We start from the raw sequence: 17012 nt of genomic DNA, 5'->3' as shown, positions 1-17012 counted from the left end.
TATTTTGGAACTACTATATATCATGCGGACACTATTTATTCTCAATCAATGTATGAGTAAAGGGTGAAAACACTATAAAAAATGAATTAACGCCTTAAAATCACTGGTGCCCACGTCAAAAGTACGCTAAAATGCGCCCGTTTTTGTGTTTAGCACAAATTCTAGAGCAACAATAATTAATATAGAAAATTTGGAGAATATTATGGTCGTAATTCGTATGGCTAGAGGCGGCGCTAAGAAGCGTCCTTTTTATAGAATCGTGGTAACAGACAGTCGCAAAGCGCGTGATGGTCGTCCTATCGAGCGTGTTGGTTTCTTTAACCCATTGGCAAAAGAACATGAAGAAAAAGTGCGTGTTGATCTTGAACGTGTTGACTACTGGTTAGGCACAGGTGCTAAGATGTCTGATCGTGTAACTTCTATCGTTAAAGAAGCGCGTAAAGCAACAGTACAAGCTTAAGTGATAATGAAAAAATAAGTTGATCCACCCTTCACCTCGCCCCTTGAGGGAGAGGTCGCAAAGCATAAGCGTCGCGGGTGAGGGGGAATTAAACTCAACTTATTTTTCATCAGTTGTTAAGTGCAAAACATTAAAAAGCACACTAAGTGCTTATGTTAAATTTTTAAGAAACGCCAATCACGCTCGTATCGTTGATTGGCGTTTTTGTTTTATGTATTTAATTTATTTAGCTAATTACAGAATAGGGTTGTTAAGATGTCACAACAAGATAATGTACAAAATGATGAGATGATCGTCATTGCTAAGGTGGGTGCAACGTATCGTTTAAAAGGAGAATTAAAGTTATATGTCTTGAGTGATTCGATTGAAACGGCATTGTCTTATGGTCAGTGGTATATCAAAAAAGCAAGTGATCGCAATTGGTCAGCATTGACAGGTGAAGCTGTCAGTCGCATAGGTGATAAGCTTGTAATTCAATTTGCCGATGCTAACGTTAAGGAAATTGCGGCTAAATATACCAATGCCTTATTAGCCGTGCCAAGATCGGTGTTAAAAGAGACAGCAGAAGATGAATACTACTGGGTAGACTTAATCGGTATGCAGGTTGTCAACAAAGAAGGGCAGTCATTTGGTAAGGTTGATGATATTTTAGATACAGGTGCCAATGAGGTGCTTTGTTGTAAATATAAAGATCAATCTTATTTGATCCCTTTTGTGAATGACTATGTTATTGAGGTCAATAAAGATCAGAAGCTAATAACCGTTGATTGGCAGTACGACTATTAAGAGTAAGCACAATGATTAACTTTGCAGCGATTACGATATTTCCTGAGATGTTTGATGCGATTACCCAGTATGGCGTTTCAGCACGGGCATTTCAGCTTGAAAAAGTGGGACTCACTACGATTAATCCGCGTCAGTTTGCAACAAATCGTTATCAGACGATTGATGATCGACCTTTTGGTGGAGGGCCTGGCATGGTGATGATGTATGACCCACTGCAAAAAGCTATTGTTGAAGCCAAAAAAAGATTGAACAAACCCGCTAAAGTTGTATACTTGTCGCCGCAAGGAAAACCGTTGACTCAGAACTTAGTTAAAGAGTTTGCTTGTGAAGATGCTTTAATCTTGCTTTGTGGTCGTTATGAAGGTATCGATGAGCGTTTGATTGAGCGTTATGTTGATGAAGAAATTTCAATAGGTGATTATGTCTTAAGCGGTGGCGAGCTACCGGCGATGACATTGATTGACAGCATCGTGCGCTTACTGCCTGGGGTGTTAAATGATCAAGCATCAGCTGTTGAGGATTCATTTTACGATGGTTTATTAGATTGTCCGCATTACACACGTCCTGCGACACATGTGGATGCAGGTGATGTACCAGCGGTGCTGTTATCTGGAGATCATCAAAAAATTCAACAATGGCGATATCAACAAAAGTTGAAACGTACTTTTTTACGACGTAAAGAATTGATTGAGTGCCTATGTCTATCGAATGAAGATAAGCAATATCTTGAGCAATTAGCGCAAGATGAAAAACAAAAATGTGATAGAGAATGCACAATTAGGAGAAAAAAATGAAGAATAAATACTTAGAAATGGTTGAAAACTCACAACTACGTACTGATTTGCCAACATTTTATCCTGGTGACTCAGTAACGGTTAATGTATGGGTAAAAGAAGGTGATAAAGCGCGTATTCAGGCGTTTAAAGGCTTCGTACTTGCGATTAAGAATCGCGGTATCAACTCAGCGTTTACTGTACGTAAAATGTCATCTGGTGAAGGTGTGGAGCGTACGTTTCAAACACATAGCCCAATTATTGACAGCGTTGTTGTCGAAAGACGTGCTAAAGTTCGTCGCGCTAAGCTTTACTACATGCGTGGCTTGACTGGTAAAGCAGCAAGAATCAAAGAAAAAGTATAATTTCAAGGTTGGCATTGCCAACCTTTTTTGTTTTTATGCAGTCAAATTTTGACATCATCAATCAATTTATCGATGATATCTGGCTAAGTGAAGGCTTAAGCCAAAACACTTTATCCTCTTATAAAACCGATTTAAACCATCTGCTTAAGTTCTATCAAGAGCATGATGTAGTAAATCTGAAACTTCCAGAGTTGCAAGCTTTTTTAGCCAAACGCCTAAATGATGGCTATAGTGCCCGATCTAATGCGCGAATGATTTCAACCTTGCATAAATTTTACAGCTGGTGTTACGCACAGCAAAAGATTACAACAGATCCAACACAGAAGTTAATATTACCCAAATTACCAAAGAGTCTACCTAAAGATCTTTCCGAGGAAGATGTAGAGAAGTTGTTGGATGCACCTGATTTAACGACAGATATTGGCATTCGAGATAAGGCGTTATTAGAGCTTATTTATGCCACAGGATTACGCGTCAGTGAATTGGTTAATTTAACCTTAGATGATGTTAATTTACGCCAAGGTGTTGTGCGTGTTATGGGTAAAGGTTCAAAAGAGCGCTTGGTGCCAACCGGTGAATATGCTTTGGAATATTTGCATAAATATATTAATGAGGTGCGTGATGGCTGGTTGCAGGGTTTAAAGCTCGATAAATTATTTGTATCACATCACCGAAAAGGTATTACGCGCCAGACTTTCTGGCATCGTATTAAGTTTTATGCTGATCTTGTCGGTATCAAAAAAGACATCTCGCCACATACCTTGCGCCATGCCTTTGCGACACATCTGTTAACCCATGGGGCTGATTTGCGCTCAGTGCAAATGCTTTTAGGGCATAGTAGTGTGTCGACGACAACGATTTATACGCATATCTCACAAGTGCGATTAATGAATTTATACAAGGAACATCACCCGCGTGCTTAACTTGTTTAAAGAGTTGGGAAGAAGAAAAGTAGCATGTATGGGACTGCAGTTAATATTTGCTCAAAAACACGTACCCTGAGCGTAAGTCGAAGGGCACGTTTGGAGGCAAGATGCTTAGTAATGATAGAGAAATAAGTTGTGTTATTTTTTCACCTCGCCCCTTGAGGGAGAGGTTGGGTAGCATAAGCTGCGCGGGTGAGGGGAATTATAGAGGTTTCAACTGACGCTAAGCCAACGCTTACATAGTAGTCGAGTACATAATACTCCAAGAAGTGTCTATTAAACTTCATCCTTTATTAAGATTTGATGCCTCAAGTAATTTACGCACTTTAACAATTTTGACCCAATAGATAATATAGATCACCACACAAGCAATAGAAGCAAACGGTGATATGATTGGAATAAAGGTAACAATTGGCAATATTACGAATGCTAAGCCTAGGATAAATAAGGTATCACCTCGCAGTTTAATGGTCATATCTTGATATTTTTTAAGTGCGTTGCCAACACCAAAGGGTAAAACGATCCATTGAAAAATATAACCGACGATTGGAATAAGAAAAAGCCAAGCAAACCATGGCTTGGTGACTTGTTTATCCTTGTCGATGATTTTCAGCAGCTTATATACACTCCATGAAAAGGCAATCGAGAAAATATAGAAAACAACAATCATAATTAATAGTGCAACAATCACGCCTAAAACAGCCTGTGGGTCACTTGAGAGTGTTGTGGTTTGGGTGGTAATACTGGTAATGCTTTCCTGACTCATTGTATTTTTAGCTCCATGTGTTTTTTAGAGTTTAATATATTGCAAGTATGACAAAGTCTTGCTATTTTTCAAATCTTACCAAGTTTTAAAAGTGCAATATTTTCATCACGATTAATATGAATGTAACTACCTGTGTTAAACCAGTCACCTAGGACGTAACGTGTATAGGTTTTTTCATGATGGATATTAAGTAAATGTGTGTGTCCATGAATGAGTAATTTATTTTCACCTAAATACCGCTTTATGCCTTTGGGGGTTACATCGATTATTTTGTACTTTGCATTTTTTTGTTTGCTTTTAGTGCGAATTTTTCGTGCGATCCGCTGGCGCATCTTTACCGATAACATGAGGTAAAGCTTTTTCATTAATGTATTGCGAACAAAGTGGCGAAATATTTGATAGCTTTTGTCATCTGTACACAATAAATCACCATGCATCAGCACAATTTCTTTGTGCGTTAATTGCAAAAGATACGGATCATCAATAAAGGTAATTTTTGCTTTTTGCGCAAAGCTTTTACCGATTAAAAAGTCGCGATTGCCATGCATAAAATAAACTTTTAATCCCTGGTCATGGGCATGAGCAAGTGCATTTATAATATCCTCTTGCATCTGGCTTAATATATCATCACCAACCCAGTAATCAAAGAAATCACCTAGAATAAAAAGTGCATTACCCACACTGCCAATATCATCTAGAAAAGTCTTAAATAAATGCGTTGTTTGTGGACGAGACTCACTTAAATGTAAGTCGGCAATAATATAGTAGTCAGTTATCGTCATGTTGTTAAAAGGGAGAGTTTAGTCTTTTTAGCTAGCGTTATGTACAGATCATAAATGTTATTCACACACTTGGTAAGTGCTTTTTTAGATTTGTGCCAGTTTTCTTAAGTTTATGTTAAGATTTTGCTTTTAATTTTGTTGTGTTTTTAAGCATAATTGATCTACTGATCAACAGATTTAAGTTAACCTAACAGTGAGGAGACATCATGAAAAAACTACTATTATCTCTTGGTTTAATTGCAGCATCTAGTGCTGCTTTTGCCGCTACCTATCAAGTTTATAATGAACCAAACACTAATGCTAAAGTGGTATCACAGCTAACTGACCAGAACCAAAATCAATACATTCAGTTTTATCAACAAGGTAATTGGATCAAAGTTGCTGATACGCAAACAGGGCAAGTTGGTTGGGTAAATACAGCACAAATCAAACATGCGCAAATGCAAACACAATACCAACAGGCAGTTAATGCGCTTAATATGCAACAAAAGCAGTTAGAGGAACAGCGCAAAGCATTTGAGCAACGATACCAACAAGCAGCACAGAATATTCAACATCAAATGCAGCAGTTGCAACAGCAAATGAAGCAAGCATCATCTCAAAATACACAAGCACAAAAAGCAGTTCAACCGGTGCAAAATAATATACCAGCAAATGCTAGTGGTGATAATACAAAGAATACTAATCAAGTACAGCGCTCATTTCATGCCGTGAGTATTCAAACCAATAAAGATGGCAAGACTGCTACAGTTACCAGGGAGTGGCTAGGCAAAGATGGCAAAATGCAAAAAGAAGTAAAACAAGTGCCGGTGAGTGAATTACAAAAGATGTCTTTGAATTTTTAATTGATAACTAAATACAAGCTCATTTTCTCAAGGGAAGATGAGATTATTTTTTATATATTTTTTATATTTAACTTACTTTCACAATACGTGAGCGCTGACTCATCATCACACTCACTAAAGCGCATACAGACAAGGTCGATAGAATAATAGCTAAAGGCAGCTGATTTTTTAATGGAATAAAAGCAGCTAAAGCCGTTAACAATCCGGCACCTAAATTTTGTGCACCCCCCAAGACAGCACCTGCAGTGCCAGCGATGCTTGGGAATTCCTCTAAAGCTTTGGTGGTTGCTGTAGGAAAAATAACCCCGCATCCTAAGAAATATAAACAGCCTGGCAATATAATGCTAAGACTGGTTACACCAAAAATGTAGTAGAATAAGCCCAGTGCAATACCACTAATTAATAAGGTAAAACAACCGATTAATAGTAAGCGATCAAGACTGTAGTATCTGGCAAGACGAGCCGAGAGGAAGCTGCCAAACATGTAACAAGGCAGAGGAATAATAAAAAATAAGCTAGCAACTGCTGGAGAAAACTGTAATACAGAAGTAAACAACGCACCAGAGCTGACTTCAAATACGGCAACACCACCATTAGCAACAATCAGCAAAATAAGATTGATAATAAAGTTGCCATTAGATAATACCGTTTTGTATTTGGCTAAGAGATTGCCTTTGCTTGATTTTTGCTGATTGGTTTCAGGAAAGAAAAGCCATTGAATGACAAGAAGCAAAATACCGTAAATTGTTAGAAAAACAAAAATAGCACGCCAGCTGTGAAGATCGGTAAAAAGTCCGCCTAGCAATGGTGCAATTAATGGGGCAAAGATAAGGGCAATGGCCATAATACTATTAGCGCTGTGAAGTTTCATGCCAGAATATAGATCACGCATAACCGTGCGTGCCATGACACCCGCCACAGCAATCCCACTGCCTTGTAGAAAGCTTGCAATCAAGAGGCTTACAAAATGGGTTGAAAAAACAGCTAAGATTGATCCTAATGTAAAAAAAACAATACCGATTAAAATCATTGGTTTGCGCCCAAATCGATCGGAGTAGGGGCCATAAAAAAATTGTAATAAACCATAGGGAAATAAATAACAGGCAATTACTGCTTGCATTCTACCAGGACTGACAGCAAATTCATTTGCCATTTGTGTCAGTGCTGGGACATAAATGGTATTGGTCATTTGCCCTGCAGCAGTGAGCAAAATAACAAGCAATAAAATATGATAAAAATGACGATCAAAAGTAGCCATGTTTATACTTCAAAAAATAGTCTCAGATGCATTTGCTGCCATCATAACGCAAACCATAAAAAATAATAGTGCTAGACACTTAAAAAACGTCGATTAATACTGTAATTAGATTAATGATATGTATATACTGCAACATTAAACTAAGCGGGATACTTATAGAACAAATGTTACTTACTTTAGATGTTGGCAATTCGCATATCCATGCGGGTGTTTTTGATCATGATGAATTAATATTACAATTTCGTTATACCACAGCATCAGCTCATGGTAGCTCTGATCAAATAGGTATTTTCCTAAGGCAAGCATTAAGCGAAAATAGTCTTGATCCAAATAAAATAACAGGAGTTGCGATTGCCTCTGTTGTACCGGCGATAAATTATTCGTTGCGTTCAGCTATTTTGAAATACTTTGAGCTTGAGCCATTTTTCTTACAACCGGGTGTAAAAACAGGTTTAAAGATGCAAGTAGCAACGCCCAAAGAAGTTGGTGCTGATCGAATCGCTGGATGTATTGCTGCTGTTGAGCTATTTCCTAACAAAGATATTTTGGTGATTGATTTGGGTACTGCTACTGTTTTTGATGTGGTACGCAAAGATAAAACCTATTTAAGCGGGGCGATTTTGCCTGGTGTTCGAATTTCTCTGGAAGCTTTAAGTAGCAATGCCGCCCAACTTTCTTCAGTGAGTATTGTCAAGCCGACAATGGCAATAGGCAAAGATACTGATACCAATCTCCAATCAGGTATTTACTATGGCCACTTAGGGGCATTAAAAGAGCTAAAATCAGTGATGATTCAAGAATTAAAAACAGATTCAAATGCTGTTATAACGATTGCAACTGGTGGTTTTTCTCAGCTGTTTAGTGTCCCTGGGTTGTTTGACGCCATTGTGCCGGATTTGGTATTACAAGGTATTAAAATAGCATTTGATAAAAATAAACAATAAAGTGAGCGCCATGATAAAAAAAATAAGTGCTCAACAAGCTGAGCAAGCGATTAAAACCTTATTAGAATATATTGGTGAAGACCCTTGCCGTGAAGGATTGATTGAAACTCCGAAACGTGTGATCAAGTCATATGCTGAATTTTTTAAAGGTTATGCGGAAGATCCAGATAAAATCTTGTCAAAAACGTTTGAAGATGTTGAGGGTTATGATGAGATTGTGCTTTTAAAGGATATGCGTTTGGAGTCATATTGCGAACATCATATGGTACCAATTATTGGTAAAGCGCATGTTGCTTATTTACCCAATGGCAAAGTTGTGGGCATTAGTAAAATAGCACGTGTATTGGATGTTTTTGCTAAACGCTTGCAAACACAAGAACGTTTGACAATGCAAGTTGCTCTGGCGATTGAAAAAGCACTAGCGCCCAAAGGTGTTGCTGTAATTATTGACTCAATGCATCAATGTATGACAACAAGAGGAGTGCATAAATCTGAAACTTCAACAGTAACAAGTTGTATGCGAGGGATATTCAGAAAAGATGAGAAGAGTCGCAGTGAATTAATGTCACTTATTTCCGGCTTATAAGAAAAACCAAAAAAACGCAGCAATAGCTTGGACTGAAAAATATAATCTGTATAATATTTGTATCGTAAGTTTTATTTTTAACACAAATGAAGAAGCTTTTTCTAAGTATTTGCTTTTTAATCACAGGTTGTGCAAGCACCCATCAGATTGTTGCTAATTCGATGCAAAAGACGGTGGCAGCACAGAATAATGATATTCACTTTCTTGATGGTTTAGTCAAATTACCAACTAATGCCACAGCTTATATGGCATATCCCAATAATGGCTATGATGACTTACATAGTTACCCCGAAAGTGCTAAAGAAACATTATTGGTTCTAAATGACGCCTTAAAAAACCATTTTAAAAAGTTGACTCTTGCATCACATTTCCAATCGGCACAATTTGAATATTTAGCAGCTCGTAGTCAAAAATATGATTATTTTATCTTACCTAGAATAGTCAAATGGACAGAGAGCTATACGCTATTGACTGGGGTTGCTGATCAAGTTAAATTAAGCATTAAGATATATGATCTAAGAACAAATCAGCTTATTGATGAAATTCACATCAAAAGTACCAGTTCCAAAATGCCAGGCTTTGAGAAAAAACCTATTGAGCTTTTACATGAACCATTAGCAGCAATAGCCAAAAATTTATTTATGCAAGGGAAATCATCAAATGTCTGATAATAATCAAAAGCTTCACGAAGCCTATACAATATTGCCAATAGAGTATGTAGAAAATAATAAGCGGCCATTTTTTCTAGAATGTGCAGAGCCTATGCTTGTTTATGGTGGACATGATGTTTTAAAGCGAGATTATTATATGCATTGTGAGGCATATCATGCGTGGCAGAATATGCAAAAAAGTGCTCAACTGGATAGCGTTAACCTTATGGTTGTTTCAGCTTTTCGCAGTTATCTCTATCAGGCAAATATTATTTTAAATAAATTAAATAAAGGGTTGTTACTAGAAGATATTGTAAGGATCTCAGCATTACCTGGGTTTAGTGAACATCATACCGGTTGCGCTTTGGATTTTACTTCAGATGAGGAATCAGAGCTTCTAACAGAAAATTTTGAACAAACTAAAGCATTTAAATGGTTGTCAGCGCATGCCAGTGAGTTTCGATTTACTTTAAGCTATCCGCGTGATAATACTTACGGTTTTATTTATGAGCCGTGGCATTGGTGTTATCAATTATCTTAAGTTGTGCTAAGATCCACGACCTCAGGGAATACTTATTTTTAGAATATGCAAAAACATTATGCACTTGTACTTGAATATGCAGGAACCAGTTATTGTGGTTGGCAGCGCCAAAAACATAGCAAGAGTGTACAAGAGTGCTTAGAAAAAGCATTATCGATTATTGCCAATGAATCGATTGAAGTCATATGTGCAGGTAGAACAGATGCCGGTGTGCATGCCACAGCACAAGTGATTCACTTTACTACCTCAGTGGTCAGACAAGAAAAGGCATGGGTATTAGGTGTTAATGCGCATTTACCCAGTGATATTAATGTTTCTCATGTCTATGAGGTTGATATAGATTTTAGTGCACGCTTTAGTGCGTTATATCGACGTTATCAATATGTGATCTATCAGAGTAAAACACCCAGTGCGTTATGGCATAAGCGAACAACTTGGATGAACCAGGTTTTAGATTTAAACAAAATGAACACAGCTTGCACATATTTGCTTGGTGAACAGGATTTTAGCAGTTTTCGTTCATCACAGTGCCAGTCAACAAGTGTGTATCGCAATATCCATCATGCATATTTTACTCAGCATGCTCAGTTTATTATTTTTGATATTCAGGGAAATGCTTTTTTGCATCATATGGTAAGAAATATCGTCGGATCAATACTAGAGGTAGGTTTGGCTAAAAAGCCACATGATTGGATCAAAGAGTTGATAGTAGCAAAAGATCGCACACAAGCCGGTATCACAGCATCACCACAAGGCTTATATTTAATTGAGGTGGGTTACCCCAAAGAATTAGGGGTTATTGCGTATCAGGAGGTGCCATTTAAGCATTAATAGAACGCCCCTCTTTGATAAAGGGTGAGGTGATAGGTCAAGTAAGTTATTTTTTGCATTATTATACAAGTGACAATATTTTTTGATGGATAGTGAGAATTTGAGGGTTAAGAGCAGAAATATCAGCATTATTTTCAATGACAAAATCACTAAATGTACGACGTTCATCATCGTTAATTTGACTTTGCACCATTAATAAGGCTTGCGCTTTAGTTTGGTTATCACGAATTACAATGCGATTGAGTTTTGCTTCAAGAGGGGCACACACGGAGATAATCTTCTTAAGATAAGGGTAGTTAGTCAATGTTTCTTTTGTTAACAGTGGAATATCTACAATCGTATAAATTGACTGACTTTGAGCAAGCCTTGATTCAATTTGTTGACGAATAATCGGATGCATAAGATCATTCAGCCAGGATCGTGCCGATGAATCATGACTTATGGCATTGCGTAATGCTTTTCTGTCAACAATGCCATCGGAGCTTATCATATGGTGACCAAATTTGTGCGTAATGGCATCGATGATTTCGGGTAATAAAATGACTTCTTTGGCAATTTGATCCGCACAGATAATATCAATGTTATAAAGTGTATTAAAAAGATTAGCAACCGTTGTTTTACCGCTGCCAATACCGCCAGTCAATGCCACGGGAAACATGTTTTAATATACCTTGTTATTTTTTCCTGATAGGATAGCGCTGTTTGCCTGATATGCATAGAGTAATTAAAGTAATTAAACACCTTAAGGGATGAATTATGCTTAAGACGATATTATCAAGCCACAATAGCACAACAAAACATCTTGTGAGCATTAAAGATTTAAAGCGCAATGATTTTGATCGGTTAATGCGTCTTGCGCATGATGCACAACAAGGCAAACTGTTAAATAGTTTAAGAGATAAGATTATCGCCAGTTGTTTTTTTGAGGCATCCACACGTACGCGTTTATCATTTGAGGCAGCTATTTATCGATTGGGTGCTAAGGTAATTGGTTTTGCTGATGCACATAATACTTCCTTTGGCAAGAAAGGGGAGAGCCTAACGGATACGATTCAAATGTTGAATGGCTATGCAGATGCGATTGTTATGCGTCACTTTGAAGCAGGAAGTGCCCAAATCGCTGCAAATATTTCATATATCCCTGTGGTTAATGCTGGAGATGGTGCTAATGAGCACCCTTCACAAACTTTACTTGATTTATTTACGATAGAGAAGAAGTTTGGACAAATTGATGGTATTAAAATTGCAATGATTGGTGATTTGTTCTATGGGCGTACCGTGCACTCATTAAGCTATGCATTGCTAAACTATCGTGATATTACAATTTACTATGTAGCACCTAAGGCCTTACAAATTCCACAAGAGATTTTAACTCAGTTTAAAAGTAAAAATATTAGCGTTCATTGTGTTGAAAACTTAGCAGATGTTATTGGTGTGGTTGATGTATTGTATATGACACGATTACAAAAAGAACGCTTTTCCGAAGAAGATGACCATATGATGGATTACGTCCTTACAGCGGATATGTTGGTCAATAGTGCACACGATGATTTGATTGTGCTGCACCCACTGCCACGTGTGCAAGAGATTTGTAGTTCAGTTGATACCACTAAATATGCCTGGTATTTCCAGCAGGCTAAAAATGGTGTGTTTATGCGCCAGGCCATTCTTTGTGATTTATTTGCTTAGAAGTAGAAATGCTCGACGAATGATGAAAAATAATAATGATCCATGTGTTATCAACTGGTCTGATTTGCATCTGCCTGACGGTTGGGTTGACACTTTAAATTTCAAATCACCGGTTTCATGGTTTAAGTTGATAAAAGCAATATGTTATCCAAAGCATAAAGCAGTTTACTTAGATCAAAAATTATTGCAGGAAATGCCCATTCCTAAGTATGTCTTGCAAGAGTTTCATAATATTCCTTGTGGTAATTACTCAAAGCTTTTAACTCGCGGTTATATCAAAGGATTTGATATTGCGATGCTTAATCAAGTTGATCCTATGCGAGAAAAAATAGCACAGTATCTTAAAGATTGTCATGCAGTTTTGGATATCGGTTGTGGTGGTGGCAACACTGCTCAGATAATTTATCAAAAAGGTATTAACGATATATGGGGTATTGATCCTAGTCCTTATTTACTAAAGCATGCTGCGTTAGACTATCCACATATAAAATTTATTCAAGGTATTGGCGAGTCATTACCATTTATCGATGAACGTTTTGATGGTTTAAGTGCTTGCTATGTATTACATGAAATCCCGCCAAAATATATCAAAAAACTCATTGCAGAAGCCTCACGTGTACTTAAAAAGGGTGGAGTGTTTGTCATTGCTGAACCATCACCGGTGCAGTATCAAGATAAAACATGGCAATTATTTAAAAACCATGGGATAAAAGGTGTTTATTTCAAATTGTTAGCACGCAAGTTAAATGAGCCTTTTGTCAAAGCATTTCATCAGCTGGATTTACATGCATTGTTTGTTGAAAAAGGATTTGAGATTGTCATCGATCAAAAAGACATGCCACATCGATTTGTTTGTGTGAGGAAGCTATAAAAGTTACTATTTTTCACTGCTTGATTTTAAAGCTAAGAAATTTAAAGCATTTGCAACATCAAACGCTTGAGTTTTATTGTAGATATAGATCTTATACAGTGCACGATTTGATGTGTTAATAATGTTGATAATGAAATAACTATTTTTCTTGTAAAGTTCAACTTTAGAGATTGAAGTATAGTAAATACGTTTATGTTTCTCATATGTCAGTGAAGATGATGAACTGCTTCCTCCAGCTATGACAGTAGTGGAGTTTAATATTGGAGTTGCGGAGCTATAACCTCTTCCACTGGCGGTGGTCGCTAAACCATAGGATAGTGATATGTAATCATCGTTAAAATAGACTGCTGCAGGCTTAAATTTTTCAGGTTGCTCCATAATAGCTTGTTCAATTATTGACTGAGCTTTGAGTCTGTTCTCAATAGACTGATTTGGGTAAGGGATAAGCTTCGCGCAACTTGATAATATTAAGATTAATAATATTGCAGTGATAAGTTCGTAATAGCGAGGGACTCTAACTAATTCATTTAATTTATTCATTAATTATTTGATCCTTAATCTCATTGCTGACTAATATTTGCAGTATAGATAAAGAAATGGTATTAATCTAAAAATGTTAAATTTTGGAAGTTATTACATTAGCTTTTAATGCTACGCCTGACATCCATAAACCATTGTCACAAACGTAAGTGTCAGTACTTGAAGTCGTGTTATTTTTCCAATTTGATTGGATATTAGCAACGGCATTGCCACCCATTTCTTTGGCTTGATTTTCTAAGCTTAGAAGTGCTGAGTAGAAAACCCAGTTACAAGAGGCAACAGGGTCTTTAGCAAAGGCATTAGAACGGCGACTTGTTGTAATTTCCCCTAAATCTTTAGCGCCAATAGGTGCTGAATTTTTACCGAAGTAAAACTTAAAATCATTGGTTTTCATTTTTACTTTTGTAGGCATTGACGTCAGTGCCTGATTAATATTGTAGTTGCCCAATCCAGTGTTTGATGAACAAGCACTAACAGCCAGGGCTGTTGTTACAATGAGCATGGATAAAGTTGTATCAATTAGTTTAAATCTTTTCATTTTTTAATAATTTAAGTGTGAGATCAGTGGTTGAATTATATCCGTATCAGAGCTATTGTAAATATATAAGTTGATAATCATCAAATAAAAGTTATGATATAAAACATAGGGTTATAAGTAAGTTTATTAATGAAAGCAAACCAAACTCCATCAGTTAAATATAGAGATAGAATTAAATCTTTAATGTTGATATTTAGGGATGACTTTTCGTATTTAATAAACGTAAACTATTAAATACAACTAATAAAGAGGCGCCCATATCAGCACCAATTGCCATCCAAATATTGGCAAGCTCAAGAAGTGCTAATACCATAAAAACAACTTTGAGCCCTAAGGCAAAGGTGATGTTTTGTTGGATAATAGCCCTAACACGTTTGGCATGTTTAATCAACCATGGCAATTTGGCTAGATCATCCGACATAAGCGCAATATCAGCCGTTTCAATAGCTACATCACTACCGGCATCACCCATAGCAAGACTTAAATCAGCAGTTGCTAAAGCTGGGGCGTCATTAATACCGTCACCAACCATAGCAACAATTTGATACTGTTGCTGTAATATTTTGATTTTTTGCACTTTATGCTCAGGTAAAAGCTCAGAATATACTTCATCAAGTCCAGCTTCTTTGGCAATAAACTGTGCAGCACCTTTATTATCACCGGTTAAAAGTGCTGTTTTAATACCTAGTGCATGTAATTGTGCCAAAGTTGCTTTAGCATTTTTCTTGATGCTATCAGCAACGGCAAACAAACCAAGAATGTGATCATTATTAGCAAAGATAAGCAAAGAATGCCCTGTTTTTTCTAGAGATAGAATCTGATCATGAAAAACGGTTAAATCGGATGTGATTTCCGTTTTCTCATGTAGATATTGATGACTACCAATCCAATAATGATGGCCATTAATCTGTCCAGTAATCGCTTTGCCTTTGATGACTTGAATCCCGGAAGCATTATATCTCTTATCTAATTTTAGTTCTGCCATTTTATCAAAAATCGCATGTGCTAGAGGATGATTACTACCTTCTTCTAAGGCTGCTGCAAGTTGCAATAACGCATTATCATTATACTCTTTTGAGATATTAATAATCGATTGAATAACCGGTTTACCTTGAGTAATCGTGCCGGTCTTATCAAAGGCAATTGCTTTGATTTTCGCTGGTAACTCAAGAAAACTGCCACCTTTGACTAGAATACCATGATGCGCAGCAGCGCTTAGACCAGAGACAATGCTCACAGGTGTGGAAATGACTAAAGCACAAGGACAAGCAATGACAAGAATCACCAAAGCTTCATAGATCCAGTTGTACCAGCTACCACCAAATAATAATGGCGGCACAATCGCCACTAATAGGGCAAATAGCATCATCAAAGGCGTGTAATATTTAGCAAATTGTTCCACCCACATTTCAGATTTTGCTTTATTGGCTTGGGCTAACTCTACTTGACGAATAATGTTTGATAGTGTTGATTCGGTGGCAAGTTTGGTTACTTTGACATATAACAGTCCATCTTCATTTAAACTACCGGCAAATACAGGATCACCTTGCTTTTTTTCAACAGGTAGTGACTCACCAGTAATTGGTGCTTGATTAATAAAGCTTTCACCTTCTTTAACAATACCATCTAATGGCACGCGTTCTCCAGGTTTGATAACGATGGTTGCCCCAATATTGACTTCCTCAACTTTTTTCACATCGATGTCTTTGTGATGTGTACAGTAGACATTGGCAGTATCAGGGGCTATTTCTAATAGTGCTTGAATGGCTTTGCGGGCTTTGCCAACACTCCATGATTCCAATAATGATGCAATGGAAAACAAAAATACAATCATTCCTGCTTCTAACCATTGACCTAAGAATATCGCACCAATGACTGCGATTGTCATCAAAAGATTAATATCAGGGCGTAAGCGTTTTAGTGCTGCCCACGCTTTAGGGTAAATAAATATCCCTCCGACAATCAAAGCTATGACATAGAAAATAATCGAGCTAACAGGCTGGGCATTTGCCACACCATGCTCACCAATAAGGGCATCTAAAAAACCGTGATAACTACCATGAATGATATAGCCTATTATTAAAAATAGTGCGCAAATCAGTGTTAATATGCTGCGTATATGTTTTTGCCAAAAGCTTTCACTGTTGGTTTGTTGTTTTATTTCATATTGTTGCCAACTAATAAATTGGTAACCTGTTGCCTTAAGCCTTTTTTCAATTTCATCCTGTGTGAATTGTTTTGTTTGATCGTGGATCATGAGCTTGCCTTTTAAGAGATTAAACTGCAAAAGGTCTTCATCTTTTACATAAGGGATGAGCTCACGTTTCACAACTGACACCTCATCTAAACAATCCATGCCATAAATCTTATATTCAAACATTTTATTTCCCCATTAATTGATTAATGATTTTCATCTGACCAGTGTTTATACATATCTTGTAAAATACAGTGCACATGCTCATCATATAAAGAGTAGAGTACTTGTTTGCCACAACGTTCTCCTTTAATCAGACGCTGTTGTTTCATTAACCTCAAATGGTGGCTAACCAGAGGCTGAGATATCCCAAGTTTTTCTACAAAATGATTGACCGGTGTTGCTTCTTTAGCACATAGGAACAAAATCCGCATACGGTTAGCATCACCCATGATATGGCATACATCAGAAATTCTTGTCAAAATAAGCTCATCAATATCACGCATTATAAATCCATAAAATTTTATATAAAAAATATTTTATATAATGTAGGTGAAAATGCAGGTGATGTAAAGTATATAGATGCAAAAAGAATGTAAAATGGTTTGTGTGCGGTAATATACCCACCATAAATCATTGTACAGAATTTCTTGTCTTGCATTTTCCG

21 protein-coding genes are annotated in these 17012 nt (G+C 37.0%); 13 read left to right on the top strand and 8 right to left on the bottom strand.

The window, feature by feature from the left end; all coding sequences use genetic code 11:
* Positions 1-202: 202 nt before the first annotated feature.
* The 5 genes from rpsP (at position 203) to xerD (ending at position 3307) form a co-directional block, all read left to right on the top strand.
* Positions 203-460: a 30S ribosomal protein S16 gene (rpsP, locus tag DNK85_RS03095; protein WP_117001349.1), complete on the top strand. Its 258-nt coding sequence runs from the start codon at positions 203-205 to the stop codon at positions 458-460.
* A 255-nt stretch (positions 461-715) separates the two neighbouring features.
* Complete coding sequence (gene rimM, locus DNK85_RS03090) at positions 716-1246, top strand: ribosome maturation factor RimM (protein ID WP_119328119.1); 531 nt, start codon at positions 716-718, stop codon at positions 1244-1246.
* A 14-nt stretch (positions 1247-1260) separates the two neighbouring features.
* Positions 1261-2040: a tRNA (guanosine(37)-N1)-methyltransferase TrmD gene (trmD, locus tag DNK85_RS03085; RefSeq protein ID WP_328587288.1), complete on the top strand. Its 780-nt coding sequence runs from the start codon at positions 1261-1263 to the stop codon at positions 2038-2040.
* Positions 2037-2384 (top strand): 50S ribosomal protein L19, encoded by a 348-nt coding sequence (gene rplS / locus DNK85_RS03080; protein ID WP_119328117.1) that lies wholly within the window; start codon positions 2037-2039, stop codon positions 2382-2384. The genes trmD and rplS overlap by 4 nt, the downstream gene beginning before the upstream one ends.
* Positions 2385-2419: 35 nt before the next feature.
* A complete protein-coding gene (xerD, locus tag DNK85_RS03075) occupies positions 2420-3307 on the top strand; it encodes a site-specific tyrosine recombinase XerD (protein ID WP_119328124.1) in 888 nt (295 codons plus the stop codon).
* Positions 3308-3593: 286 nt separating this feature from the next.
* On the opposite strand, the gene DNK85_RS03070 is transcribed toward xerD, so the two are convergent.
* Positions 3594-4076 (bottom strand): hypothetical protein, encoded by a 483-nt coding sequence (locus DNK85_RS03070; RefSeq protein WP_119328116.1) that lies wholly within the window; start codon positions 4074-4076, stop codon positions 3594-3596.
* Between the two features lie 68 nt (positions 4077-4144).
* Positions 4145-4858, bottom strand: a complete 714-nt coding sequence (locus tag DNK85_RS03065) for a UDP-2,3-diacylglucosamine diphosphatase (protein WP_119328115.1) — start codon at positions 4856-4858, stop codon at positions 4145-4147.
* Positions 4859-5064: 206 nt separating this feature from the next.
* Between DNK85_RS03065 and DNK85_RS03060 the strand changes: the two genes are divergently transcribed.
* Positions 5065-5703 (top strand): SH3 domain-containing protein, encoded by a 639-nt coding sequence (locus DNK85_RS03060; protein WP_119328114.1) that lies wholly within the window; start codon positions 5065-5067, stop codon positions 5701-5703.
* A 67-nt stretch (positions 5704-5770) separates the two neighbouring features.
* Here DNK85_RS03060 and DNK85_RS03055 read toward each other — a convergent pair whose 3' ends face one another.
* The gene (locus tag DNK85_RS03055; RefSeq protein ID WP_119328113.1) at positions 5771-6961 is read right to left on the bottom strand and encodes a Bcr/CflA family efflux MFS transporter; all 1191 of its coding nucleotides are present in this window, start codon (positions 6959-6961) and stop codon (positions 5771-5773) included.
* 164 nt (positions 6962-7125) lie between these two features.
* Between DNK85_RS03055 and DNK85_RS03050 the strand changes: the two genes are divergently transcribed.
* From DNK85_RS03050 to truA, 5 genes are all read left to right on the top strand, one after another.
* On the top strand, positions 7126-7905 hold the full coding sequence (locus DNK85_RS03050; protein WP_119328112.1) for a type III pantothenate kinase: 780 nt from the start codon (positions 7126-7128) through the stop codon (positions 7903-7905).
* Positions 7906-7915: 10 nt separating this feature from the next.
* Positions 7916-8491: a GTP cyclohydrolase I FolE gene (folE, locus tag DNK85_RS03045; protein ID WP_119328111.1), complete on the top strand. Its 576-nt coding sequence runs from the start codon at positions 7916-7918 to the stop codon at positions 8489-8491.
* Positions 8492-8577: 86 nt separating this feature from the next.
* The gene (locus DNK85_RS03040; protein ID WP_119328110.1) at positions 8578-9159 is read left to right on the top strand and encodes a DUF4823 domain-containing protein; all 582 of its coding nucleotides are present in this window, start codon (positions 8578-8580) and stop codon (positions 9157-9159) included.
* Entirely contained in the window at positions 9152-9682 is a 531-nt protein-coding gene (locus DNK85_RS03035) for a M15 family metallopeptidase (protein ID WP_235842362.1), read from the top strand. Before DNK85_RS03040 ends, DNK85_RS03035 begins: the two co-directional genes overlap by 8 nt.
* Positions 9683-9727: 45 nt before the next feature.
* Positions 9728-10513, top strand: a complete 786-nt coding sequence (truA, locus tag DNK85_RS03030) for a tRNA pseudouridine(38-40) synthase TruA (RefSeq protein ID WP_119328109.1) — start codon at positions 9728-9730, stop codon at positions 10511-10513.
* Positions 10514-10574: 61 nt separating this feature from the next.
* Here truA and coaE read toward each other — a convergent pair whose 3' ends face one another.
* The gene (coaE, locus tag DNK85_RS03025; protein WP_119328108.1) at positions 10575-11171 is read right to left on the bottom strand and encodes a dephospho-CoA kinase; all 597 of its coding nucleotides are present in this window, start codon (positions 11169-11171) and stop codon (positions 10575-10577) included.
* Between the two features lie 98 nt (positions 11172-11269).
* On the opposite strand from coaE, the gene pyrB reads away from it, so the two are divergent.
* The gene (gene pyrB, locus DNK85_RS03020; protein ID WP_119328107.1) at positions 11270-12202 is read left to right on the top strand and encodes an aspartate carbamoyltransferase; all 933 of its coding nucleotides are present in this window, start codon (positions 11270-11272) and stop codon (positions 12200-12202) included.
* A gap of 19 nt (positions 12203-12221) precedes the next feature.
* Positions 12222-13073, top strand: coding sequence for a class I SAM-dependent methyltransferase (locus DNK85_RS03015; RefSeq protein ID WP_162896491.1), 852 nt, complete (start codon positions 12222-12224; stop codon positions 13071-13073).
* A gap of 6 nt (positions 13074-13079) precedes the next feature.
* Here DNK85_RS03015 and DNK85_RS03010 read toward each other — a convergent pair whose 3' ends face one another.
* The 4 genes from DNK85_RS03010 to DNK85_RS02995 all read right to left on the bottom strand — a co-directional run bounded on the left by DNK85_RS03010 (position 13080) and on the right by DNK85_RS02995 (position 16851).
* Positions 13080-13613, bottom strand: coding sequence for a hypothetical protein (locus DNK85_RS03010; protein WP_119328105.1), 534 nt, complete (start codon positions 13611-13613; stop codon positions 13080-13082).
* A 76-nt stretch (positions 13614-13689) separates the two neighbouring features.
* Positions 13690-14151: an excinuclease gene (locus DNK85_RS03005; RefSeq protein WP_208123121.1), complete on the bottom strand. Its 462-nt coding sequence runs from the start codon at positions 14149-14151 to the stop codon at positions 13690-13692.
* Between the two features lie 193 nt (positions 14152-14344).
* Positions 14345-16531, bottom strand: coding sequence for a heavy metal translocating P-type ATPase (locus tag DNK85_RS03000; RefSeq protein WP_119328103.1), 2187 nt, complete (start codon positions 16529-16531; stop codon positions 14345-14347).
* Between the two features lie 20 nt (positions 16532-16551).
* The gene (locus DNK85_RS02995; protein ID WP_119328102.1) at positions 16552-16851 is read right to left on the bottom strand and encodes an ArsR/SmtB family transcription factor; all 300 of its coding nucleotides are present in this window, start codon (positions 16849-16851) and stop codon (positions 16552-16554) included.
* Between the last annotated feature and the right edge of the window lie 161 nt (positions 16852-17012).

Source organism: Cysteiniphilum halobium, assembly GCF_003574425.1.
GTDB classification, from domain to species: domain Bacteria; phylum Pseudomonadota; class Gammaproteobacteria; order Francisellales; family Francisellaceae; genus Caedibacter; species Caedibacter halobius.
Note: the sequence above shows the minus strand (reverse complement) of the source record. Positions and strands in the feature narration are given on the sequence as shown.